Source organism: Mucilaginibacter sp. FW306-07-L (assembly GCF_058782065.1).
This window is the reverse complement of the sequence record NZ_JBYSXI010000001.1, coordinates 825,755-846,557: the sequence shown is the minus strand read 5'-3', so window position 1 is coordinate 846,557 and position 20,803 is coordinate 825,755. Positions and strand designations below refer to the sequence as shown.

Sequence of the window (20,803 nt, the reverse complement as noted above, 5' to 3'; positions counted from 1 at the left end):
TAAACATAATCAATCTACCACATCAAATCAACCTTGCACTTTACCGGCCTGTTCGGCTCTTTTCTTTTGCATCTTATAAATCTTGTCAGCTTTTAGCTGTTCGTATTTCTTAACCTGGTCAGCAGTTAACACCGAGGTAATTTGCTTATCGGTATTCTGCATAATTTCTTTTACCGCCTTACGGTTTGCGCGTTTTTTACCACTATCGTTATTAGCCTTTAAGCTATCAACCCGGGTAGCCTGTGTTAGCAAAATGGTATGTACCTTGGTATACTGATCCTGGCTAAGGCTCAATTCGGCCTGCATTTTTTTGCTCATCATCTCCGCTTTTTGATGCGCTGTTTTATGCGGTTTAACCTGGGTTTGCGCGTTTGCCGCAATGCCTATCCCGGCAACAAAGGCTATCATTAACATTAATCTTTTCATCTCAATTATCGTTGTTTGTATAGGTATGACTGTAGGCGGCATGAATAGTTTAATATAGCCCTACGCTTATATTTGAGTATGACAAATTGCAGACAAAACAAAAAGAGCCGGTTATTAAACCAGCTCTTTTCTTCATCATCTATCAATAATTAGATACCTTCAGTACCCGGCTCATGGCCGATCATTCTGCCTGTGGTACGGCCATGCGGACGTGCCTCAAAATCAGCTTTTGCAGGCCCTTCGGATGGAAATTCTTTGTGGTTGGGAGGCGTTACGTCGGTTTGTTCACTGAACGACGTATCGTTACCTTCCTGCGGCTGGCTGTATTCGCGGCTTGGCGTATAACCTGAACCCTCATTATTTGATTCTCCTTCTTCCGGTATTTCATTCGGATCCGGGTCAACCGATTCAGGAGCCAGGTGAGCTTCAAAATCCTTGTCCTCATTTAAACCGTTACCTTCTTCGGCATCATATTCACGATCAAACGCGGCATCATCACTCAGGGTATTGGTGTAACCCGCGGTGATATCCTCATCATCCTCTTCTTCCTCTAAAGCCGGGTCTAACTCATCATTCTCAAGGTCGGTGTCCAGTTCGTCCTCATCATCATAAGCAAGTTCATCCTGCTCATCCAAATCGTCCTCATCCGGATCAACATTGTTCACTGAAGTTGAATAGTCCTGGTTTTGATTAGTATTGGTGTTTTCCTGACTTAACTGATCATCCCGATCATTCCAAGCCATCTCATTTATTGTTGTCATAGGTTATTATTTTTAATTGCTAATTAAATTAATAAACCTGCAAAAACGGTCAATTGTTTTCTTTTATTCAGAAAACAATTGACCGTTGTAAAATTATTTTATTAAGGTTTGTTAATAAAAACCCCGGTTGTATCAGGCTTTTACCAGGCAAACATCTTTTAGTTTGGCCACCGTAAAATCAACCTCTTCCTTAGTGCTATATTTGGAGAAAGAAAACCTTACCGACGCGCGCGAAGGGTTTGCGCCAATAGCGTTAAGCACATGCGAACCAATATCGGTACCTGAACTGCACGCGCTGCCGCCTGAGGCGGAGATACCCGCTATATCCAGGTTGAATAACAACATATCAGCCATATCCATTTCCGGGAAGGAAACGTTGAGTACGGTATACAAACTTTTTTCGGGTGCTATCTCACCATTAAATTCAACACCCGGTATTTCAGCTTTAAGCTGATCTATCATATAGCTTTTAAGTTCTTGAATATGTGTATGGTGTTGCTCCATTTCGGCATAGGCCATTTCAAGCGCTTTGGCCAAACCGGCTATACCATATACATTTTCGGTACCGCCGCGCATATTACGCTCCTGCGAACCGCCGTGTATCATCGGTTTTATTTTTATACGGTGATTGATGTGCAAAAAGCCTACACCTTTAGGGCCATGCAGTTTGTGCGCGGCGCAAACTAAAAAATGCACTTTAAGCTTACTCAAATCATGCGGAAAGTGGCCCATAGTCTGCACCGTATCGCTATGAAAAAGGGCATTGTATTGCTCACAAAGTTCACCAACACGTTCAATATCGGTAAGGGTACCAATCTCGTTATTGGCATGCATTAAGGATACAAAGCTGCGCTCGTTCTCCTGCAACAGTTTTTCAAGATGGGCGTAATCCACATTGCCTTTAGGGTCGGTATCCACAAGGCTCAGTTTAATAACGCCTGCTTTTTCCATCGCCTCAAGGGTATGCAGCACGGCATGGTGTTCCAGGCGACTGGTAATAGCGTGTTTTAACCCGTGGTCAACAATACCGCATTTAATGGCCATGTTATCGGCCTCGGTACCGCCGCTGGTGAAAAATATTTCGGCCGGTGAGGTGTGCAGCAAATTGGCAACGGTTTTACGCGCCCGCTCAATTAATGTGCGCGCCTCGCGGCCATGCGCATGTATTGACGATGGATTGCCAAACTGGCTTTCCATCACCTTGTACATTTCTTTTAATACCTCAGGGTCAAGCGGCGTAGTGGCCGCGTTATCAAAATAAACACGCATTATATTGATCAGTTAAGTTTGGGCAGATTGCTCCGCTCATTTAATTTTTATTATTTGTTGATGCTTAAATCAACTGCCGGGCGTTATATACCCAGTATCGCCTTCATATCAGCAATGAGCTTTTCGGCCAAAGCAGTTGCTGCTGCCTCGCTGGTTGACTCCGAATAGATGCGGATGATCGGCTCGGTGTTCGACCGACGCAAATGTACCCATTCTTTACCGAATTCTATCTTCAAGCCGTCTATTGTGCTGTAAGGTTGATCCTTGTGTTTTTCTTCAACCTGCTTGAGCAGGTTATCTATATCCATACCCGCCTGCAACTCTATCTTGTTTTTAGAGATGTAATATTCCGGGTAGGTTTTTCTAAGTTGGGAGATGGTTTTATTTTCTTTTGCCAGATGCGTCAGGAACAGGGCGATGCCTACCAGCGCGTCCCTGCCGTAGTGCAGTTCGGGGTAAATAACACCGCCGTTACCTTCCCCGCCGATAATGGCATTCGTTTCCTTCATCTTGTTCACTACGTTTACCTCTCCTACCGCGGCTGCGGTATAGGTTGAGCCTGATTGTTCGGTTACATCCCGTAAGGCCCTGGTTGATGACAGGTTGGATACCGTATTGCCCGGGGTGTGTTTCAGTATATAGTCGGCTACCGCTACCAGGGTGTATTCTTCACCGAACATGCTGCCATCCTCATTCACAAAGCAAAGCCTGTCCACATCCGGGTCGACCACAATACCCAGGTCGGCTTTGTTTTCCTTTACCGCTTCAGCAATAGCCGTCAGGTTCTCGGGCAATGGCTCCGGGTTATGGGGGAAGTGGCCGTTGGGTTCCGTATACAATTCATAAATGGTTTCTACACCTAAGGCTTTTAACAGGGCCGGTACGTAAATGCCTCCGGTGGAATTTACACAGTCTATGGCTATTTTGAAGCTCGCTTGTTTGATCGCTTCTTTATCTACCAATGGCAAATTCAATATCAGGTCGATATGTTTTTGCAGGTAGCTATCGTCCTGTGTTACTTTACCCAGGCTGTCTACATCGGCATAAGTAAAATCGCTTTGTTCGGCTATCTCCAGTACTTCTTTGCCATCGGCATCACTGATGAACTCGCCTTTCTCGTTCAGCAGTTTCAGGGCATTCCATTGTTTGGGGTTATGGCTTGCCGTCAGGATGATGCCGCCCGCGGCTTTTTCCAGTGGTACGGCTACTTCTACCGTTGGGGTGGTGCTCAGGCCAAGGTCTATTACATCGATACCCAGGCCTTGCAGGGTGCCGGTTACCAGGCTGCTTACCATTTCGCCGGAGATGCGGGCATCACGGCCGATCACGATCTTGTTGATGCCTGCTTTTTTTACCGCCCAGCTACCATAGGCTGAAGTGAATTTTACGATATCAAGCGGTGTTAAGCCATCGCCGGCTGCGCCGCCGATAGTGCCTCTGATTCCGCTTATTGATTTGATTAGTGTCAATGCAAATAAAGTTTGGCACAAAAGTAATTATATTTACCTGACACAATGTAATGCCCACGTTGTTTTAAGCGACAATATATTGGCTATATTTGCACTCGCAAAAAAATTGGCGCTAACACTATCCTGATGCCCGAACAACTTTTACAACTCGACCGGCATTTATTCTACTTTATTAATCACGACCTCTCGAACCCGTTTTTCGACTGGCTGATGCCACTTTTGCGCAATCCCCGCTTCTGGATACCGCTATACATATTCATTATCGGTTTTTGTATTTACAAATATCGCAAGGTGGGTATTGTCATCGTGCTGATGCTGGCCGCGAGTGCCGGTATTGCCGATTTTGTGAGCGCAAGCATCATCAAGCCCGTCATTCATAGGGTACGTCCCTGCCGCGACCCTGTTACCGCCGAAAAAGATATCCCTCGTGTTCGTTGTGGTTCGGGCTATAGCTTTCCGTCCACCCATGCCAGTGATCATTTTGCCATGGCAGCCTTTATGAGCCTGGTGTTTGGCCGGAGATGGAAATGGATATGGTACATTAGTATGTTTTGGGCAGCCAGTATTTGCTTCGCGCAGGTATATGTTAGCGTGCACTTTCCTATTGATGTAATGGGCGGGGCATTGTTTGGCCTTATTGTGGGCTTTGGCTTAGCACAACTTTTTAAAAAATTTCAACCCGGCTTCTAACATAAAAAATGAGCTACCTTCAACTATTACTCCTGTTTTTCAGCGCCTTTTTAGGCGGCACTGCTGTTTTTTTATTTAAAGGAGGCAATCACAAATTATTAAAAATTGTGCTCGCATTTAGCGGGGCATATTTATTTGGTATTACTGTGTTACACCTTATACCTGATGCTTATCATGGTGATGATAACCTGGTAGGCGTTTTCATTCTGATCGGTTTTATATTCCAGATCGTACTCGAACAATTTTCGGATGGTATTGAACACGGGCACATCCATAAGCATGGGCATGACCATGCCGCTTTTCCGTTCGGGATTATGGTAAGCCTTTGCCTGCACGCGTTTTTAGAGGGGATGCCTATTGCCGAAGGGCATCAGCACGAGTTGGTTTTCGGTATCGCGTTGCATCATATCCCGGCATCGTTCGCATTAGGCAGCGTATTATTGGCCCATAACCAAAGCAAGGGGCGTATCGTATTCTTTATTATTCTTTTCGCGTTGATGGCACCGGCAGGTTACCTGTTGAGCAACTCATTAAGCAATGGCGGTATCGGCAACCTGCAACAATATTTTAACCGGATAATGGGTGTGGTAATTGGGATATTTTTACATATATCAACCACGATATTATTTGAATCAAGCGCCGATCATAAATTTAACCTGCGCAAAATGATAGCTGTTTTACTGGGTATAGGTATCGCTTTAGGTGGATTTTTATTATAAGGCTATCCCCTCATCTTATCCAGCAGGTTGCTGAGTTGAGCGGCTTCCTCCTCGGTAAGATGATCCTTTAAAAGATCTTTGGATTTAAATTCCACATCCATTTTAGCCAGTATGTCCAACCCTTGCTGACTGATCTGGATATCAACCGCGCGCCTGTCCTTTGAGTTGGTACAGCGGGACACCAAACCCTTTTGCACCAAACGGTCAACAATGCGAGACGCGTCAGACATTTTGTCTATCATACGGTCTTTAAGCAAATTAATGGTAGCCGGTTTAGGGTACTGCCCGCGTAATATGCGGAGTATATTAAACTGTTGCGAGGTGAGGTTATATTTTTCAAAATGCGGGCGTGAATAGTTACTCAGCCAGCTTTGCGTGTATGCTACATTTATAATTACCTTATGGTAATTATCCTCAAACTTAGTACTTTGTATCTCGTCCTCTATTCGCATAGTGTATATAAATGCCTAAAAAGCAAATATGTTTATTATTTTTTAATTTGTATGTATTGTTTTTTCTCCTTATAGTTCCAGGGACAATGCAAACATTGGTTTTTGCAGCAGTAACCGCGTTTAAGGTGATATTCTTTGGTGAATACCATCAATCCTTCTGTATTAAAATAATAATCAATATTTTCCTTCAGCATTAATTTAGCAGCTTTACAAACAGGCTGTTATTAAAATGTTCCTGCAGGTGTTTACCGTCGCCGTGCAGCGTCCAAACCTGGGTAGGCTGCACCTGCTTTATCATCTCCAATATATCGTTCCAATCGGCATGGTCTGATATATACAGCGTATCCTGGCTATTCACCTGTAAGTTTTTCCAGCCCGAGGCGAATAACCGCTTTACCCCTGTAGCCCTGATGTAGCTATCAAATGTAAAGGGCGGCACTATGTACACATACTCCTGCTGGGTTTTCATCAGCTTACGGTTATATAACTGATGCTTGCCCAAGCTAAAGCCCGCTTTTTCATAAATGGCGTTTAAAGGCATTATGCGGTGATGAACCAATACCGTTTTCTGCGGAGTGTGGTCATTAATCAGGCGGATGAGCCGCTGGCTTTTACCCAGTCCGTAAGCGCCGAGGAGTATATTCAGCTTGATGTCATTCAGCTTGCTGATCTCCGCTACCGGGTCAGGGTGCTGGGTAGCAGGGTTGGCAAAGGTACTTTCCGTGATCAGCACATCAGCCTTAACCCACTCTAAAGGCTCGCAGGTGGTATCGGGTTGTAACTTAAAATCGCCGGTGTACAGGTAAGTAGTGCCCTGGTACGCCATCAAAACCTGGGCAGAACCAAGTATATGCCCGGCAGGTATAAAAGTAATATCAACCCCGCCCACATTAAATTGCTGCCTGTAAGCTATTGTGTTAAATACGCGGCCTGCATTTTTCGCATAACGAAACTGCATAAAGGCTTGCGTGGCACCGGTGCACCAAACCGCGTGGTTACCGGCAACGGCATGGTCGGCATGGGCGTGCGATATAACGGCTTTTTCAACCGGCTGTATCGGATCAATATAAAAATTACCGTATTTGCAGTAAAGGCCATTGGCATCAAACTGCACAAAATCATCCAGTATCATCAGGCATTAACAGCTATAAATTGTTGATGCAACTCAAGCACCTGCGGTATAACTAACCGGCTGCCATCGTTTATAATAACATGATCGGCCAGTTTTATTTTTTCTTCCTCTTTCATCTGCCGGGCATCGCGTGCCGAAGCTTCTTCTATGCTGATGCCATCGCGCTGCATTACCCGTTCCAAGCGCTGCTCCAATGGTGCCGAAACCAGTATGGTTTGGTCGCACATTTTGTATGATCCGCTTTCAAATAATATCGCGGCCTCTTTAATAACATAAGGCGCTGCTTTTTGCTGCGATGCCCATACATCAAACGCCCTGAAAACGGCGGGATGTACCAAAGCATTCAGCTTACCCAGCTCATCAGCATTATTAAAAACAATACCGGCAATGTGTTTGCGGTTAAGCGTGGCATCAGCAAAATAGGCATCGCTGCCAAAGGCCTGCTTTACGCCTTCGATCAATTCCGCATCGGCAACCATTACTTTTTTAGCGGCATCATCGGCATAAAATACCGGTATGCCCAACACCTCAAATACCCTGGCAACGGTGGTTTTGCCGCTGCCTATATTACCTGTTAATCCTATTTTTAACATTATTTTTTGATGATAAAATCAACCACCGCGGGTTCAATTTTTACGATGCGGCAGTATGGCGGTATCCGCTTTAGCTTGATGGGGAGCGTACTATACCCTTTTTGTTCCCATAAGCTCAGGTCGGCGGTGGCTTCAAAAAACGCGTCGTCCATGTCCGGATAATCGCTTAACGAGGTCATGAAGGTTACCTTAACTTTTTGCGGCAGTACCTTAACGTTGTAATAGTTGCGGTTGTTGATCACCTTTACAGGTACTTCCAGTGTTTTTTCGGTAAACTCATCTACTGGAATTTTCACTTGTACCACCTTAGGGTAAACCGTCATGTTCACTTCCTTGACCGATAGCATTTTTACCTGCTTGTTCACCGGTTCGCTCACATTGTCCAGTTGCAGGGTATCGGTATTCCAGGCGGTTATACGGCTTATCAGTTCGGCCGGGCCGCTGATGGTTACATAATCGGGCTTTAAAGTAATATCACCCGATTGCGCGAATTGCTTTTTATAGTCAATAGAGGTAATCAGCTCAACAGGCACCTTCTTCACCCTGCGGCTCGAAAAATCGAAATACAAGGTATCCGGATCAAAACCGATGATCTGCCTGTTAACGGGTTGATTGGTATTGATGCGCCTTAATTGCGACCCCAACACCACGTAATCGCGCTGCTCGAGTGTATGCAGGTCAACCGTTACCGTATTATTTTCATCATTAATGCGCGAGAACAGCATTTGCCAGCCGTTACCTTGTACGGTAGCGTTGATGGTATCAGACTGTAGCGAATGGAAAGCCCTGCGTTGCGGCGCGTTCTTAAAAACGATCACTTTAGGCACCGTAAAATTATGCGGATTAGATAATACCGCGAAAACCCAGGCAATTACAGCCAGTATAATACAGGTTGTAAATGCCGTAAGCCGTCTTCTTTCTGCCGGTGATAATTTGATGATGGGCATTGCTATAAATTAAAATGCCGTTCAATTTACAAAACTGAACGGCACCATAAATTTAACAACTTATTTTTTATGATTTTGTTGCTACCGGTGCATTAAGCGCCTTTGAGGCATCAAGCGAGATAGCTGATTTATCAAAACGGATCTTGGTACCGCCTTCAACCTCAATAAGCATGGTAGTTTCAGCAAGCTCAATTATACGGCCATGTATGCCGGCGGTAGTAACTACCTTATCGCCTTTTTTAAGTTCTTCAACAAATTTTTTCTGATCCTTTTGTTTTTTGATCTGCGGACGTATCATAAAGAAGTAGAACACCAGTATGATGAGGCCCATCATAATTAATGATTGCGGTTGCGCACCCATAGTTTTTCGTATTTAATTAGCGTTTATTTATAAATTATTTTGTGGTTACCTCACCTACCAAATGCACAACGGTTTGTGCCGGTATAGTGTTAGCGGTAACGGTGATCAGCTTATCCTGCAAGCCTGATTTATTGGCACTATCAAAAGTAACCTTAATAGCTGCGCTTTCGCCGGGCTTAACCGGGGTTTTAGGCCACTCAGGTACGGTGCAGCCGCAGCTTGCCGTAGCGTTTGATATAACCAGCGGAGATTTACCGGTGTTGGTGAATTTGTATTCAAAGTTCACTTTATCGCCTTGCTTTACCTTGCCGAAATCGTGCGTTTCAACCTCAAACTTAACTACCGGCGCACTGGCCGAATCAACTTCGGTGGCCGCGGTGCTGTTTGAATCAATACCCGTTGCATTGCCAGAGTTACGCTGATTGCAGGCAGCCAGTACAATTACAGCGGCAGCCAGGCTTAATAATACTTTCTTCATTTATATAATATTGTTTAAATGGCAGTTCAATATTACAATTATTCAATTAAACCACGACCGGTTTTTTTGATCTTGTTCTCGGCCTTTAATTCGGCTAATATCTTATCTAAAATACCGTTGATGAAGGAGTTACTTTTTGGTGTACTGAATTCCTTTGAGATTTCAAGATACTCGTTAATAGTAACCTTAACCGGTACCGATGAAAAATTCATGAACTCGGTTAACGCCATCTTCATCAGCAGGGTATCCATCATGGCAATGCGCTCCGGCTCCCAGTTTTGGGTTTTAATAGCGATTAACGCCTGGTATTCCTCATCATGGCGAATGCATTCATCAAAAAGGTTGATGATGAACTCCCTGTCCTCTTCCCAGTTAACGGTAACCTCGGCAAGCTTGTTAAGCTCATAGTTATCGTTCGAGAAGTTTTTGAACGTTTTAGCGATCAATGCCTGCAAAACATCCTTATCAACCGGCCAGTTAATGAATTTATCCTCAAAAACCTGTTCGGCCAATGATGATTTCAGGATCACCTTTTTAAAGATAAACTTGATGATATCCTTATCGCTATGCAGGCTATCCTCGGTTTTATCCAGATATTCCTGGTATTCAGGAGCCGCTTTAAGTGTATTGAATAATGCTTTAAAAAGCTCCGGATCAAAAGTCCAGTCAATCCTGTATTTCTTAACCGCGGCAACATATTCCTTATTAACGGCTAACGACGCTATAAAGCGGTTGTTAAGAATTTTAAGATTGGGATTAAGATCATCGGCTGTAGGGAGATGCTTGTTGGCGCGCTCGTCGGCATCATTAGCCGCGTAGCCTACTACTTCCTGGATCAGGGACAGCATCCAGATGTACATTTCGTACACCGAATCTACGCTGTTTAGAAGATTTTTTTGATGAGATTTAATGTCGCGGTTGCTCGACTGGTGATAGCCGTATAACGACTGTAATACCTTTACGCGTAAGTGCCTTCTGTTTAACATTGTGTAAGAACGATCTGTTGAATGAGCTTGTTGTATACTTGCGTACTTATTTATTTGCTAAATTTTGTACGCCGCAAAAGTAGGTGTTTTTTTTGTAGCAGCCAAGTACCTTTACTGTATAAAAAGTAATGTCATCAAAAAATCCTGATAGTTAATTGCTGCTCATGCCAATACAAATTAATTATCTTTGCCACCCGGCTTATGAAACACCTGGCTTACCTTAATAAGTTTTTTTTTAAGTACCGCTGGCGGTTGTTGCCCGGTATTCTTTTCGTGATCGCGTCAAACATATTCGGAGTGCTGCCCGCGCAGGTTATCCGCGTGGCGTTTGACCTTGTTGCCGAAAACATTGATCTGTACCGCCTCTACAACGGCTTTAGCCGCCAGCAGCTCATTTATGATATTTTTGGTTCCAGCCTAATGCTTTTTGGCATACTGGTATTGGTGCTGGCCCTGATAAGGGGTATGTTTTTGTTTTTTATGCGGCAAACCATCATCCTTATGTCGCGCCATATTGAGTACGATCTTAAAAACGAACTATATAACCATTACCAGGCCTTGTCCATGGCTTTTTACCGCCGCCACAACACCGGCGACCTGATGAACCGTGTTACCGAGGATGTGAGCCGCGTGCGCATGTACCTTGGGCCGGGCATAATGTATACAGTAAACACCATTGTATTATTTATACTGGTGATATATGCCATGCTCACCGTAAATGTAAGGCTGGCTATTTACTCTGTGCTGCCCATGCCTATACTGGCCGGCATTATTTATTATGTAAACAATATCATTAACTCGCGCAGCGAATTGATACAGCAGCGCCTGTCATCCCTGTCCGGCTTTGTGCAGGAAACCTTTTCGGGTATCCGCGTAGTAAAATCATATGTGCGCGAGGCTTTTATACGCAAAACCTTCGCCGCCGAAAGCGAGCAGTATAAAACCCACTCTATGGAACTGGCCCGCGTGCAGGCTATGTTTTACCCGCTGATGTTGCTGCTGGTTGGGTTAAGCAACGTTATTGTATTATACATTGGCGGCATTGAGGTAATGAAGGGCAACATCACACCCGGTAATATTGCCGAGTTTATTGTGTACCTGAGCCAGCTCATGTTTCCGGTTATGGCGCTGGGCTGGGTAACGTCGCTTATACAAAGGGCGGCCGCTTCTCAAAAACGCATTAACGAATTTTTGCACGAGCAGCCCGAGATCATCTCCGTAAACGGCATCAAAACCACCGTTAAAGGGCATATCGAGTTTAACAAAGTATCCTTCACTTATCCCGAAACGGGCATTAAGGCGCTAAATGAGGTATCGTTCAGTATACAGCCAGGGCAAATGCTGGCTATAATTGGCCGTACGGGTTCGGGTAAATCAACCATTGCAAACCTGCTGATGCGCATGTATGACAGCACGGGCGGCGAGGTACTGATTGACGGTACACCGATCAACCAGCTTGACCTGGACACCTACCGCTCGCAAACGGGATTTGTACCGCAATCTATCTTCCTGTTTTCAGATACGATTGCACGTAACATTGCCTTTGCTATTGATGTAATGGATATGCCCCGTGTTGAACAGGCCGCCAGGGATGCCGCGGTTTACAACAATATTATTGAGCTTGAAAAAGGCTTTGATACCATGATAGGCGAGCGCGGCATCACCCTGTCTGGCGGTCAAAAACAACGTGTATCCATCGCCAGGGCTATATTGAAACATCCGCAGATCATGGTGTTTGATGATTGCCTGTCTGCCGTTGATACCCGTACCGAAGAAGAGATACTTAACAATCTGGGTAAGGTGATGCAGGGCAAAACCAGCGTTATAATAGCCCACCGTATATCAACCATAAAAAATGCCGACCATATATTGGTGCTTGACCAGGGAAACATTATTGAACAGGGCAACCATAACCAACTTATGGAGCAAAAGGGCGCCTATTTTGCTTTGTACGAAAAACAGCTATTAGAAGAAGAAAACGTTTAACCAGGCACACCGATACAATAGTTTATTATAAAAGTTTGAAAAAATCAACATAATTACTATCAAAATAGTTGCTAATTGAATTTTTCTTTATATTTATGCCAGTCAATTCTAAAACACAACATTTTGTTAACATGGGAGATTTTGAAAACAGAGAGCGTGAGGAGGTTTTTTCAAAGAAGGTAAGAGCAGGGAAAAGAACTTATTTTTTTGATGTTAAGGCAACCCGGTCAAACGACTATTACATTACCATTACTGAAAGTAAGAAACGACTTGAAGACGGCGCATTTATAAAACACAAGATATTTTTGTACAAAGAAGATTTTGAAAAATTTGCCGAAGGCCTGAAAGATACCGTTGATTACATTAAAGCCAACCAGGAAGTTAACGAAAAGCGTTACGAATTTAACGAAACCGCCAAAGCCGACGAAGACTTTTCTTTCGAGATTTAAACAACCCTTGTTAAAATAAACTTATACCAAGCCCCGCAACAGCGGGGCTTTTTTATTTCAAGAACTATCTGCACTGACTCTTCATAAATTCTAAAACCGATACAAAGTAGCTTTCCAAGCTTTCATAACGTTGCTCTCCGGGTATCCAGTTGGCAAACTTCCAGTATTGCCATGTAGCATAAGCACCATTCGGCGGTATCAACAAAAAATAATGCTCATCGTTTAACCCGCCCACCACAACTGCTATGTTTAGTTGCCTGCCTACGTCAATAAGTACGCCCTCATTCCAAAGTTCTAATAAAAAAGGATCGACATCTTTTAAATGAACTATATTTTCAACTGTCTCAAAAGTTGGCTCAAGGGCATCATCAGGAGTAAAGAAACCGTTTGTGAGCAAAAGAAATTCTTTGTAATCATCAGGTAATTCAATGCCTAATCTAAGCTCCGCTTTTATAACATCTTCTGGAGTTGCAGGGCTATTGCCTAACCAACCCGATTGCTTATGCGTATCTGTAAAATCAGCTCCGCCCATTTTTACACACAGTGCGGATATTTCTTTAAGCAGGTTTTTCATTAATGAATCTTAATCGGCTTTACATTTATATTTTATATGTGCCACAAAATAATACTATTAATGATTATCGAAAAAATGATACTTCTAAATCTGTAATAAATAAAGCTCCACAACCTTATGCGGAGCTTCATACAAATCAATTTAATATCCAAATTACGCAACAGCTACCTTTGCCGTTTTGTTCAACCTGAACGCTGCAAGCAGGTAATAAAAAGCACCAAAGGCGGCATAACCTGCCAGGCTGGTAATGCCTTTGGTTGGATCGTGCGCCAACAGGATGAACGAGGTTCCGGCCAGGGTTGACTGTGCCCCGCTGATGATCATAGGCCATTGACCGGTTAAATATCTTTTGCGGCGGATACCTAATACAAGCTGGATCAATCCCGTACCTATTGCCCAGGTACCAAAAACGATCAACGTTTCGGGCACCCCTTTTTGCAGGGCGAATATTACAGCAATGGTAGTTATGGTGCTAATTGCTGCATTTACATATTGTGTTGTTTTTGGCGAACTGCCGTGGTTGGCACGCATATCTAAAAAAGTACCCACAACGTCCCAGGCGGGGTAAATTATGAGTAGAATTTCGGCTATGTCCGTTCGGGCTTTGCCAACTACGGTCATCAAAATAACCCACACTATTGAGAATGCGGCACGTATAAAATAAAGGTTGCGCAATGATGTGGAAGTTGCAACAGCGCTTCCTGCTACTGTTGTGTTAGGTTGTGTACTTGCTGTCATGATTTTTTAATGTTTATGTTGATCCAAAAATCCGACTTATCACATTATACCATTTTCACTTAGGTTAAAATACCATATAAAGCTGACATTGGTATTGCATTACCCTACTCATTTAAAATCAGTTATGTTATTTTTTCATCATATTAACCTAAGTTAAATTCATAAATAATGATAATTACGAGATTTGCGAATTAACTGTCTAACACAAAAGATCAACATGACCGAAAAGAATGATATCGTAATCCAGCATCTTAAAAAATTCGCGCCGCTGAATGATAAGGATATCAGCGATAGCACGCCTTTTTGGAAAGCGAAGAAGATCAGCAAAGGCGATTACTTTAACATGCAAAGCATGGTATGTAAGGATCTGGGACTGGTGGTAAAAGGCATCTTCCGGATATATTACCGTAACCCGGAAACCAATGAGGACAAGAACATCTTTTTCTTTTCTGAAAATCAGTTCGTGGTTTCATTCCGGAGCTTTATTTCACAAACCGCCTGCTGGTATTTTATCGAGGCGATGGAAGATTCGGAGATCTTCTTTATTTCGTATAATGACCTGAACGGACTTTATGACACCCACCCTAACTGGGCTAAATTCGGCAGGATACTGGCCGAATCATTCTTCTCGATAGCGCAAACCCGTACCGAAGAATTTATCTTCTTTTCGCATGAGCAGCGCTACCTCCGGCTGCTGGAAGAGCATCCGCAGATAATTGAACGTATACCGGCTTATCACATCTCATCATACCTGGGCATAACCAACCCATCGCTAAGCCGCATGCGTAAACGTATCGAGAAAAAGAAAGTAGAGTAAATTCTTTAAAGCATAATACCCCGCAGCAACATTACCGCTATGGAAAAATAGATCACCAAACCGGTAACATCAACCAGCGTTGCTACAAACGGAGCCGATGATGTGGCAGGGTCGGCACCTAAACGCTTGAGCAGGATAGGAAGCATAGAGCCGCTTAATGATCCCCATAACACCACCCCTATCAGCGTAATGCCTACGGTTAAGCCCACTAAAAACCAGTGCGGGCCATACATATCCGAAAATAACGACCATACGTAGATCCTAAAAAAACCGATACAGCCCAACACAAAGCCAAGCATCAGGCCGGCCATAATTTCACGGCGCATAACCCGCCACCAATCGCTCAGCGTAACCTCACCCAATGCCATAGCCTGGATGATCAGCGTTGATGCCTGCGACCCGCTGTTGCCCCCACTGGAAATAATCAGCGGAATAAACAGGGCCAGCACAACCGCTTTTTCTATCTCCTTTTCAAAAAAGCCCATCGCGGTAGCGGTAAGCATCTCCCCCAAAAACAATATCACCAGCCAGCCCACACGCTTTTTTACCAGGGTAAACAGCGATACATCCAGGTAAGGCTCATCCAGCGCCTCGGTACCACCAATTTTTTGAATATCCTCGGTATATTCTTCGTTGGCTATCCACAAAATATCATCTACCGTAACAATACCCAGCAATACGTTATCATTATCAACCACGGGCAGTGCCACACGGTTATTCATCCTGAAAGTATTGATGGCTTCCTCCTGCGGGTCGGCAGCACGCAAGGCAATTAACCGGCCGTCCATCAGGTCGCTCACCTTAGTTTCCGGTTTTACCAGTAATATCTCCCTTATACGTATATCATCCAGCAATACGCGGTTATCATCAACCACATAAATTACATCAATAGTTTCGGAGTTTTTGCCAAAGCGGCGTATGTGCGAAAGCACCCGGTTTACATCCCAGGTTTTTTTTACGGCAATGTAGTCGGGAGTCATTAAACGGCCAACGCTATCCTCTTCATATCCTAATAAGGATAATGCCTCGCGCCGGTCGGCAGGTGATAAATGCAATATCAGTTTCGCAACGGCATCGCCATGCAGTTCACTAAATAACGCGGTACGGTCGTCAGGCGGCAAGCCGTTTATGATCTCGGCTACCTTTTCTCCTGAAATTTTTTTGATGATCCGCTCCTGCTTCTTAAAGTCCAGTATCCTAAAAACGTTTACCGCGCGGTTTGCGGAGAGTATCTCGATAAATTTGGGGCCATGTTCCGGAAGCTCGTCTATCAGTTGTTCAACATCTGATATATTCATGTTGTTCAGGTATTCCTGCAGCGCCGCATCGTCCCCTTGCTCCAGTATGAGTTCTACCTGTTCAACCATTTCTTCCATAAGCCCCTCTTTTTACATTGTTATAACCTGATTTTCCGCTGGCAAAAGTCGTTTATTTTTTCAAAATACAGGAATTTATTTGTGTTATCTTTGCGGCGTTTTGCTGATTGGGCAATAGTCATCAGGCATTGGCTGCAACAGCAAACATCAGCCATTGGCTTTCAATAAATTAGAATTTAGTATTTAGATATTTCTCATGGGTTTACAATGTGGTATAGTAGGTTTGCCGAATGTGGGCAAGTCAACACTTTTTAATTGCTTATCAAACGCGAAGGCACAGGCTGCCAACTTTCCGTTTTGTACTATTGAGCCCAATGTGGGTGTAATTACCGTTCCGGATGAGCGTCTTACCAAGCTTACCGAACTGGTAAATCCTAAAAACGTAGTACCTAACGTTATCGAGATCGTTGACATTGCCGGCCTGGTAAAAGGCGCCAGCAAGGGCGAAGGTTTGGGCAACCAGTTTTTAGCAAACATCCGCGCTACCAATGCCATTATCCATGTATTGCGTTGCTTTGATAACGATAACGTGATTCACGTTGACGGCTCGGTTGACCCCATCCGCGATAAAGAAATTATTGATACCGAATTACAATTAAAAGACCTTGACTCGATAGAGAAAAAGATCCAGAAGATAGAAAAGGCCGCCAAAGTAGGTAACGATAAAGAAGCCAAAAAAGCTTTTGAAGTATTAACTACCTACAAAAACCACCTGCTATCGGGTAAATCGGCACGTACCGCGCCGGTTGAGGAAGAGGACAAAGAACATATTGCTGATATATGGCTGCTTACCGCCAAACCGGTGATGTATGTTTGTAACGTTGGCGAAGCCGAGGTTAACACCGGCAATGCCTATGTGGAAGCCGTACGCGAAGCGGTTAAGGAAGAGAACGCCGAAGTGCTGATCATATCAGCGCAGATAGAATCAGAAATTGCGCAACTGGAAACTTATGAAGAGCGGGAGATGTTTCTGGAAGACCTGGGCCTTGCCGAATCAGGCGTTAACAAGCTGATAAAAGCCGCTTACAAACTGCTTAACCTGGCTACCTACTTTACCGCCGGTGTGCAGGAAGTTCGTGCATGGACCATTACCCAGGGCTTTACCGCCCCGCAAGCCGCAGGTGTTATCCACACTGATTTTGAAAAAGGCTTTATCCGTGCCGAGGTAATTAAATACAAGGATTTTGTACACTACGGCTCAGAAGCCGCCTGCAAAGAAGCCGGCAAGCTATCCGTTGAGGGCAAAACTTATATAGTTGAGGACGGTGATATTATGCACTTTAGGTTTAATGTGTAAAGTAAAGAAAATGGGCAGTCTTTTGAACTGTCCATTTTCTTTACTATTCTTCAATTATAGGCTGGCTGGGTTTCTTGAAATGGTCCGAAAGCAATTTATAATCTTCATATTCTTTTGTTTCTCGCATTTCTCTAAAAATTGGAAATTCTTCTAATCGTTGTGTATTTAGCTGTTGAGTATCCATAACAAAAGGAAGCAAATTGAAAAATTCAGTTATATCTTCTTTTAAAGCAAACAATGCTAATTGATAAACCTCCTTTTTATCTGAAAAATCATTAGCTTCTATTTCTTTTAATACTGCTTCTTTTTCACCTAATCGCTTTCTTGATAACCAATAATTTAATTGTCCAACAACTTTATGAGCAGAAGACATTTTATTATCCTTTATCGTAAAATAACTTAAGCCATTAGCGATATCCCATCTATCACTTAGCATATTTTCATAAATGATATCGCCTATTATTTCCGCTCGATTTTCATCTAATGGATCTAGTTTTTTCCAAATCTCGGCAGCAATTAATATGAATGTTAATTGTAGTTTACTAATAGATTGATCCAGATAGTCTTTATCTACATCTAAAGATTTGCCTATTTGCACTTTTTCGGTAAGTTCTTTTGAAACCTTGAATAGATAAATAGAATTAACCACTCCACCATTGTGTACAAATAAATTTCTTCGCTGAGATATTTCTATCAAATTTTTCAAATGAGAATCCACATAACTTAACCCCAATCCCCAATCCTTCTTTAAAAACTCAAACCAACTCTCTATGCTACCACGTAGTATACTTTCTATTTTCTCTTCTATTAAATGCTTTTCTGCATCTGCTACTGTATTATATGTTTTAAGCTCTGCAAATGTTATTGTCTTGCTGTCTATACCAAAAGCGTTTGGAAATCTTTCATAATAATAATGCATAATCTGTGCAAAGAACCATTCAACAGAACTCATTAATGAAATCAAGGCATTTTTATACAGCAAATTAATATGCGCAGTCGCTGATGTAGTTTTTTTTAAGTTGTTTATAAAATTAGCTGTCTCTGTACTTCTTATAGCAACCTCAACTGCTCCTTGTGAGTTATTGCTTAGTTCAATGGATATACCATCACTGTATAAGTCTTTAATCTCTTCTTCAAGCTTCTCTTTTGTTTTTAGCAACTTCTCTTTCTTTTCTTCGTCAGCGTGATCACCCATTAAAAGCTTATCAATTATGCTTAGTTGGAAAACCGGACGGACAAATCGATCGTGTTCACTTCTTTTTTCAATAAGAATTGGCTCAATCAAAGCCACGAAATCACGAAGACTTAATAAATTTTCATTGAATTCTTTGATTTGTTTGTCGAACATGATAATATTAGGTTGAATATATTAATTACTAAATATAATGAAGCTACATCAAAAGTAACATCACTTAACAAAACTTATAATCAATAACTATGATATTATTTAAACGAGTCAATCTATTACTCACGTTTGTATTATTTAAAACCGCTGCCCTGTCTCAATCCCAGCCTAACCGCAACTGGGTTAAAACATCCGATAAGTACACGCAGATGCTGATCGAGCTGGACAAAAAGTATTCGCCGGAGTATGGCTCGTCGCAGGGGTTGACGCAGTATGATACGCTGGTTGCCATACCCACCCTGGCTAATGACCTTGCTGAGCGTAAAGAAGAGGAAGCGCTGGTAAATACCTACACCAAAGCCCTACAAACCGAAAAAGAAATACACGTGCAGCAGGATCTGCAAATCTTGATAGATCACCTTAAACTGGGCTTCCGTCAGCAGGATTTTAGTCGCGGCCGCAAGGTGCCTTTTTATAACGCTACGACTTCGGTTTATGGTGGATTGGAAGCACTGCTTGATGAGCAGACCGAGGCCTCTCGCCATGCCGCCGCCGTGGCAAGGTTGCGCAAATATTCCGGTATGGATAAAGGCTACCGCCCGCTGGTTGATATTATGAAAGAGCGTGCCCAACAGCAAATGGCCAAGCTAAACATGATCTACCCATCAAAACAACGTATGGAAACTGATCTGTCGCGCAACGCGAGTGTGGTTGAGGGCATTGCCGAGTTGTGCAAAAAGTATGAGCTAAAGGGCTGGGAAGAACCTTACAATCTGCTCAAAAAACAACTATTAGCTTTTGACGAATGGACCAAGGCCACCATACTGCCTAAAGCCCGTACCGATTTTCGCTTACCTGCGGAGGAGTATGCCATGGAACTGGAGGGTTATGGTATTGACATCCCACCGGTCGAGGTTGCCAAACTGGCGCACACCGCCTTTATGGATATACAAAACCAGATGAAGGATATCGCCGTGCAGATCGCCAAAAAACGTAACCTGCCTTCAACAGATTACCGCGATGTAATGCTCGAACTTAAAAAGGCGCAGGTACACGGCGATTCGATAATGCCCTTATACAAACGCACGCTTGCGGGTGTGGAAGATATCATCCGCAAGGAGCAACTGGTTACGCTACCTAATCGCCCGGCTATCATCCGCCTGGCTACCGAGGCGGAAACGGCTCAACGCCCTGCCCCCTACATGCAGCCGCCGCCATTTTTAAATAATACCGGCCAGCGTGGCGTGTTTGTGTTACCGCTAAACATGCCACCTAAACCGGGAGAGAAAGCCGACAAATACGATGACTTTACCTTCGATGCCGCATCATGGACTTTAGTAGCTCACGAGGCGCGCCCCGGCCATGAATTGCAGTTTGATAAAATGGTAGAAGAAGGCGTTTCAACGGCGCGTTCGCTATATGCCTTTAACTCTACCAATGCCGAAGGCTGGGGCTTGTATGCCGAGTATATTACCAAACCCTATATGCCGCTGGAAGGTCAACTGGTATCGTTAGATTACCGATTGCTGCGCGCCGCCCGTGCTTTTCTTGACCCGGAACTACAAGCCGGAAAAATCACCCAGGAGCAGGCACTGAATGTATTGATGAAAGATGTTGTACAATCGCACGCTTTTGCACAGCAGGAAGTAGAGCGTTATACCAACCGCGCGCCCGGCCAGGCTAACAGCTATTTTTACGGTTTTACCAAGATGATACAACTACGTAAGGATACCGAGAAAGCCTTGGGTAATAAATTTAAGGCATTGCGTTTCCACGATTTTATTTTGTCGCAGGGATTGTTGCCGCCTAAGCTGATACGTCAGGCGGTGACGGATGAATTTATCCCGATGGAAAATAAGAGTAAATAAGCCTTCTATTAGTTCCACAAAAAAGGCCTGAGTTTTATCAACTCAGGCCTTTTACTTTTATATCACCCGG

The 20,803-nt window shown here is 43.6% G+C and carries 23 protein-coding genes; 7 read left to right on the top strand and 16 right to left on the bottom strand.

Annotated elements, in window-relative coordinates:
* Positions 1–27: 27 nt before the first annotated feature.
* From AC3WJC_RS03875 to glmM, 4 genes are all read right to left on the bottom strand, one after another.
* Positions 28–426 carry a DUF4890 domain-containing protein gene (locus tag AC3WJC_RS03875; RefSeq protein ID WP_492397754.1) on the bottom strand — a complete coding sequence of 133 codons (399 nt, stop codon included), beginning with the start codon at positions 424–426 and terminating at the stop codon, positions 28–30.
* A 149-nt stretch (positions 427–575) separates the two neighbouring features.
* Positions 576–1,187 (bottom strand): hypothetical protein, encoded by a 612-nt coding sequence (locus tag AC3WJC_RS03870; protein ID WP_492397753.1) that lies wholly within the window; start codon positions 1,185–1,187, stop codon positions 576–578.
* 132 nt (positions 1,188–1,319) lie between these two features.
* Positions 1,320–2,456, bottom strand: coding sequence for a cysteine desulfurase family protein (locus AC3WJC_RS03865; protein WP_492397752.1), 1,137 nt, complete (start codon positions 2,454–2,456; stop codon positions 1,320–1,322).
* 83 nt (positions 2,457–2,539) lie between these two features.
* Entirely contained in the window at positions 2,540–3,925 is a 1,386-nt protein-coding gene (glmM, locus tag AC3WJC_RS03860; protein ID WP_492397751.1) for a phosphoglucosamine mutase, read from the bottom strand.
* A 126-nt stretch (positions 3,926–4,051) separates the two neighbouring features.
* Between glmM and AC3WJC_RS03855 the strand changes: the two genes are divergently transcribed.
* Both AC3WJC_RS03855 and AC3WJC_RS03850 read left to right on the top strand, forming a co-directional pair.
* Positions 4,052–4,615 (top strand): phosphatase PAP2 family protein, encoded by a 564-nt coding sequence (locus tag AC3WJC_RS03855; protein WP_492397750.1) that lies wholly within the window; start codon positions 4,052–4,054, stop codon positions 4,613–4,615.
* An 8-nt stretch (positions 4,616–4,623) separates the two neighbouring features.
* Positions 4,624–5,334: a ZIP family metal transporter gene (locus tag AC3WJC_RS03850; RefSeq protein WP_492397749.1), complete on the top strand. Its 711-nt coding sequence runs from the start codon at positions 4,624–4,626 to the stop codon at positions 5,332–5,334.
* Positions 5,335–5,336: 2 nt separating this feature from the next.
* Here AC3WJC_RS03850 and AC3WJC_RS03845 read toward each other — a convergent pair whose 3' ends face one another.
* From AC3WJC_RS03845 to nusB, 8 genes are all read right to left on the bottom strand, one after another.
* Positions 5,337–5,786 (bottom strand): MarR family winged helix-turn-helix transcriptional regulator, encoded by a 450-nt coding sequence (locus AC3WJC_RS03845; protein ID WP_492397748.1) that lies wholly within the window; start codon positions 5,784–5,786, stop codon positions 5,337–5,339.
* Between the two features lie 35 nt (positions 5,787–5,821).
* Positions 5,822–5,935 (bottom strand): DUF5522 domain-containing protein, encoded by a 114-nt coding sequence (locus AC3WJC_RS03840; RefSeq protein WP_492398985.1) that lies wholly within the window; start codon positions 5,933–5,935, stop codon positions 5,822–5,824.
* A gap of 44 nt (positions 5,936–5,979) precedes the next feature.
* Entirely contained in the window at positions 5,980–6,918 is a 939-nt protein-coding gene (locus tag AC3WJC_RS03835; protein ID WP_492397747.1) for an MBL fold metallo-hydrolase, read from the bottom strand.
* Positions 6,918–7,511 (bottom strand): dephospho-CoA kinase, encoded by a 594-nt coding sequence (gene coaE, locus AC3WJC_RS03830; protein ID WP_492397746.1) that lies wholly within the window; start codon positions 7,509–7,511, stop codon positions 6,918–6,920. Before coaE ends, AC3WJC_RS03835 begins: the two co-directional genes overlap by 1 nt.
* Positions 7,511–8,458 carry a CdaR family protein gene (locus AC3WJC_RS03825; RefSeq protein WP_492397745.1) on the bottom strand — a complete coding sequence of 316 codons (948 nt, stop codon included), beginning with the start codon at positions 8,456–8,458 and terminating at the stop codon, positions 7,511–7,513. Before AC3WJC_RS03825 ends, coaE begins: the two co-directional genes overlap by 1 nt.
* Before the next feature lie 67 nt (positions 8,459–8,525).
* Positions 8,526–8,792 (bottom strand): preprotein translocase subunit YajC, encoded by a 267-nt coding sequence (gene yajC, locus AC3WJC_RS03820; protein WP_492397744.1) that lies wholly within the window; start codon positions 8,790–8,792, stop codon positions 8,526–8,528.
* 61 nt (positions 8,793–8,853) lie between these two features.
* Entirely contained in the window at positions 8,854–9,297 is a 444-nt protein-coding gene (locus AC3WJC_RS03815) for a DUF1573 domain-containing protein (protein ID WP_492397743.1), read from the bottom strand.
* Positions 9,298–9,335: 38 nt separating this feature from the next.
* Complete coding sequence (gene nusB / locus AC3WJC_RS03810) at positions 9,336–10,283, bottom strand: transcription antitermination factor NusB (RefSeq protein ID WP_492397742.1); 948 nt, start codon at positions 10,281–10,283, stop codon at positions 9,336–9,338.
* Between the two features lie 201 nt (positions 10,284–10,484).
* Here nusB and AC3WJC_RS03805 point away from each other — a divergent pair, with 201 nt between their 5' ends.
* Both AC3WJC_RS03805 and AC3WJC_RS03800 read left to right on the top strand, forming a co-directional pair.
* A complete protein-coding gene (locus AC3WJC_RS03805) occupies positions 10,485–12,269 on the top strand; it encodes an ABC transporter ATP-binding protein (RefSeq protein ID WP_492397741.1) in 1,785 nt (594 codons plus the stop codon).
* A 131-nt stretch (positions 12,270–12,400) separates the two neighbouring features.
* A complete protein-coding gene (locus AC3WJC_RS03800) occupies positions 12,401–12,718 on the top strand; it encodes a DUF3276 family protein (protein ID WP_345331615.1) in 318 nt (105 codons plus the stop codon).
* A 64-nt stretch (positions 12,719–12,782) separates the two neighbouring features.
* On the opposite strand, the gene AC3WJC_RS03795 is transcribed toward AC3WJC_RS03800, so the two are convergent.
* Entirely contained in the window at positions 12,783–13,292 is a 510-nt protein-coding gene (locus AC3WJC_RS03795) for an SMI1/KNR4 family protein (protein ID WP_492397740.1), read from the bottom strand.
* A 153-nt stretch (positions 13,293–13,445) separates the two neighbouring features.
* On the bottom strand, positions 13,446–14,030 hold the full coding sequence (locus tag AC3WJC_RS03790; protein WP_492397739.1) for a hypothetical protein: 585 nt from the start codon (positions 14,028–14,030) through the stop codon (positions 13,446–13,448).
* A gap of 217 nt (positions 14,031–14,247) precedes the next feature.
* Here AC3WJC_RS03790 and AC3WJC_RS03785 point away from each other — a divergent pair, with 217 nt between their 5' ends.
* Complete coding sequence (locus AC3WJC_RS03785; RefSeq protein WP_492397738.1) at positions 14,248–14,847, top strand: Crp/Fnr family transcriptional regulator; 600 nt, start codon at positions 14,248–14,250, stop codon at positions 14,845–14,847.
* A gap of 5 nt (positions 14,848–14,852) precedes the next feature.
* Here AC3WJC_RS03785 and mgtE read toward each other — a convergent pair whose 3' ends face one another.
* Positions 14,853–16,223 (bottom strand): magnesium transporter, encoded by a 1,371-nt coding sequence (gene mgtE, locus AC3WJC_RS03780; protein WP_492397737.1) that lies wholly within the window; start codon positions 16,221–16,223, stop codon positions 14,853–14,855.
* Between the two features lie 196 nt (positions 16,224–16,419).
* Here mgtE and ychF point away from each other — a divergent pair, with 196 nt between their 5' ends.
* Positions 16,420–17,520 carry a redox-regulated ATPase YchF gene (gene ychF, locus AC3WJC_RS03775; RefSeq protein WP_492397736.1) on the top strand — a complete coding sequence of 367 codons (1,101 nt, stop codon included), beginning with the start codon at positions 16,420–16,422 and terminating at the stop codon, positions 17,518–17,520.
* Between the two features lie 43 nt (positions 17,521–17,563).
* Here ychF and AC3WJC_RS03770 read toward each other — a convergent pair whose 3' ends face one another.
* Positions 17,564–18,868 carry a hypothetical protein gene (locus tag AC3WJC_RS03770; RefSeq protein ID WP_492397735.1) on the bottom strand — a complete coding sequence of 435 codons (1,305 nt, stop codon included), beginning with the start codon at positions 18,866–18,868 and terminating at the stop codon, positions 17,564–17,566.
* Positions 18,869–18,957: 89 nt separating this feature from the next.
* Here AC3WJC_RS03770 and AC3WJC_RS03765 point away from each other — a divergent pair, with 89 nt between their 5' ends.
* A complete protein-coding gene (locus AC3WJC_RS03765; RefSeq protein ID WP_492397734.1) occupies positions 18,958–20,733 on the top strand; it encodes a DUF885 domain-containing protein in 1,776 nt (591 codons plus the stop codon).
* Positions 20,734–20,803 lie beyond the last annotated feature (70 nt).

Excerpts from the sequence above, each read along its gene's own strand:
- AC3WJC_RS03790 (WP_492397739.1), bottom strand. The coding sequence starts at position 14,030 with ATGACAGCAAGTACACAACCTAACACAACAGTAGCAGGAAGCGCTGTT.
- AC3WJC_RS03805 (WP_492397741.1), top strand. The coding sequence starts at position 10,485 with ATGAAACACCTGGCTTACCTTAATAAGTTTTTTTTTAAGTACCGCTGG.
- coaE (WP_492397746.1), bottom strand. The coding sequence starts at position 7,511 with ATGTTAAAAATAGGATTAACAGGTAATATAGGCAGCGGCAAAACCACC.
- ychF (WP_492397736.1), top strand. The coding sequence starts at position 16,420 with ATGGGTTTACAATGTGGTATAGTAGGTTTGCCGAATGTGGGCAAGTCA.
- AC3WJC_RS03785 (WP_492397738.1), top strand. The coding sequence starts at position 14,248 with ATGACCGAAAAGAATGATATCGTAATCCAGCATCTTAAAAAATTCGCG.
- AC3WJC_RS03815 (WP_492397743.1), bottom strand. The coding sequence starts at position 9,297 with ATGAAGAAAGTATTATTAAGCCTGGCTGCCGCTGTAATTGTACTGGCT.
- yajC (WP_492397744.1), bottom strand. The coding sequence starts at position 8,792 with ATGATGGGCCTCATCATACTGGTGTTCTACTTCTTTATGATACGTCCG.
- AC3WJC_RS03875 (WP_492397754.1), bottom strand. The coding sequence starts at position 426 with ATGAAAAGATTAATGTTAATGATAGCCTTTGTTGCCGGGATAGGCATT.
- AC3WJC_RS03845 (WP_492397748.1), bottom strand. The coding sequence starts at position 5,786 with ATGCGAATAGAGGACGAGATACAAAGTACTAAGTTTGAGGATAATTAC.
- AC3WJC_RS03795 (WP_492397740.1), bottom strand. The coding sequence starts at position 13,292 with ATGAAAAACCTGCTTAAAGAAATATCCGCACTGTGTGTAAAAATGGGC.
- nusB (WP_492397742.1), bottom strand. The coding sequence starts at position 10,283 with ATGTTAAACAGAAGGCACTTACGCGTAAAGGTATTACAGTCGTTATAC.
- AC3WJC_RS03865 (WP_492397752.1), bottom strand. The coding sequence starts at position 2,456 with ATGCGTGTTTATTTTGATAACGCGGCCACTACGCCGCTTGACCCTGAG.
- AC3WJC_RS03850 (WP_492397749.1), top strand. The coding sequence starts at position 4,624 with ATGAGCTACCTTCAACTATTACTCCTGTTTTTCAGCGCCTTTTTAGGC.
- mgtE (WP_492397737.1), bottom strand. The coding sequence starts at position 16,223 with ATGGAAGAAATGGTTGAACAGGTAGAACTCATACTGGAGCAAGGGGAC.
- AC3WJC_RS03840 (WP_492398985.1), bottom strand. The coding sequence starts at position 5,935 with ATGGTATTCACCAAAGAATATCACCTTAAACGCGGTTACTGCTGCAAA.
- AC3WJC_RS03855 (WP_492397750.1), top strand. The coding sequence starts at position 4,052 with ATGCCCGAACAACTTTTACAACTCGACCGGCATTTATTCTACTTTATT.
- AC3WJC_RS03765 (WP_492397734.1), top strand. The coding sequence starts at position 18,958 with ATGATATTATTTAAACGAGTCAATCTATTACTCACGTTTGTATTATTT.
- AC3WJC_RS03835 (WP_492397747.1), bottom strand. The coding sequence starts at position 6,918 with ATGATACTGGATGATTTTGTGCAGTTTGATGCCAATGGCCTTTACTGC.
- AC3WJC_RS03770 (WP_492397735.1), bottom strand. The coding sequence starts at position 18,868 with ATGTTCGACAAACAAATCAAAGAATTCAATGAAAATTTATTAAGTCTT.
- AC3WJC_RS03825 (WP_492397745.1), bottom strand. The coding sequence starts at position 8,458 with ATGCCCATCATCAAATTATCACCGGCAGAAAGAAGACGGCTTACGGCA.
- AC3WJC_RS03870 (WP_492397753.1), bottom strand. The coding sequence starts at position 1,187 with ATGACAACAATAAATGAGATGGCTTGGAATGATCGGGATGATCAGTTA.
- AC3WJC_RS03800 (WP_345331615.1), top strand. The coding sequence starts at position 12,401 with ATGGGAGATTTTGAAAACAGAGAGCGTGAGGAGGTTTTTTCAAAGAAG.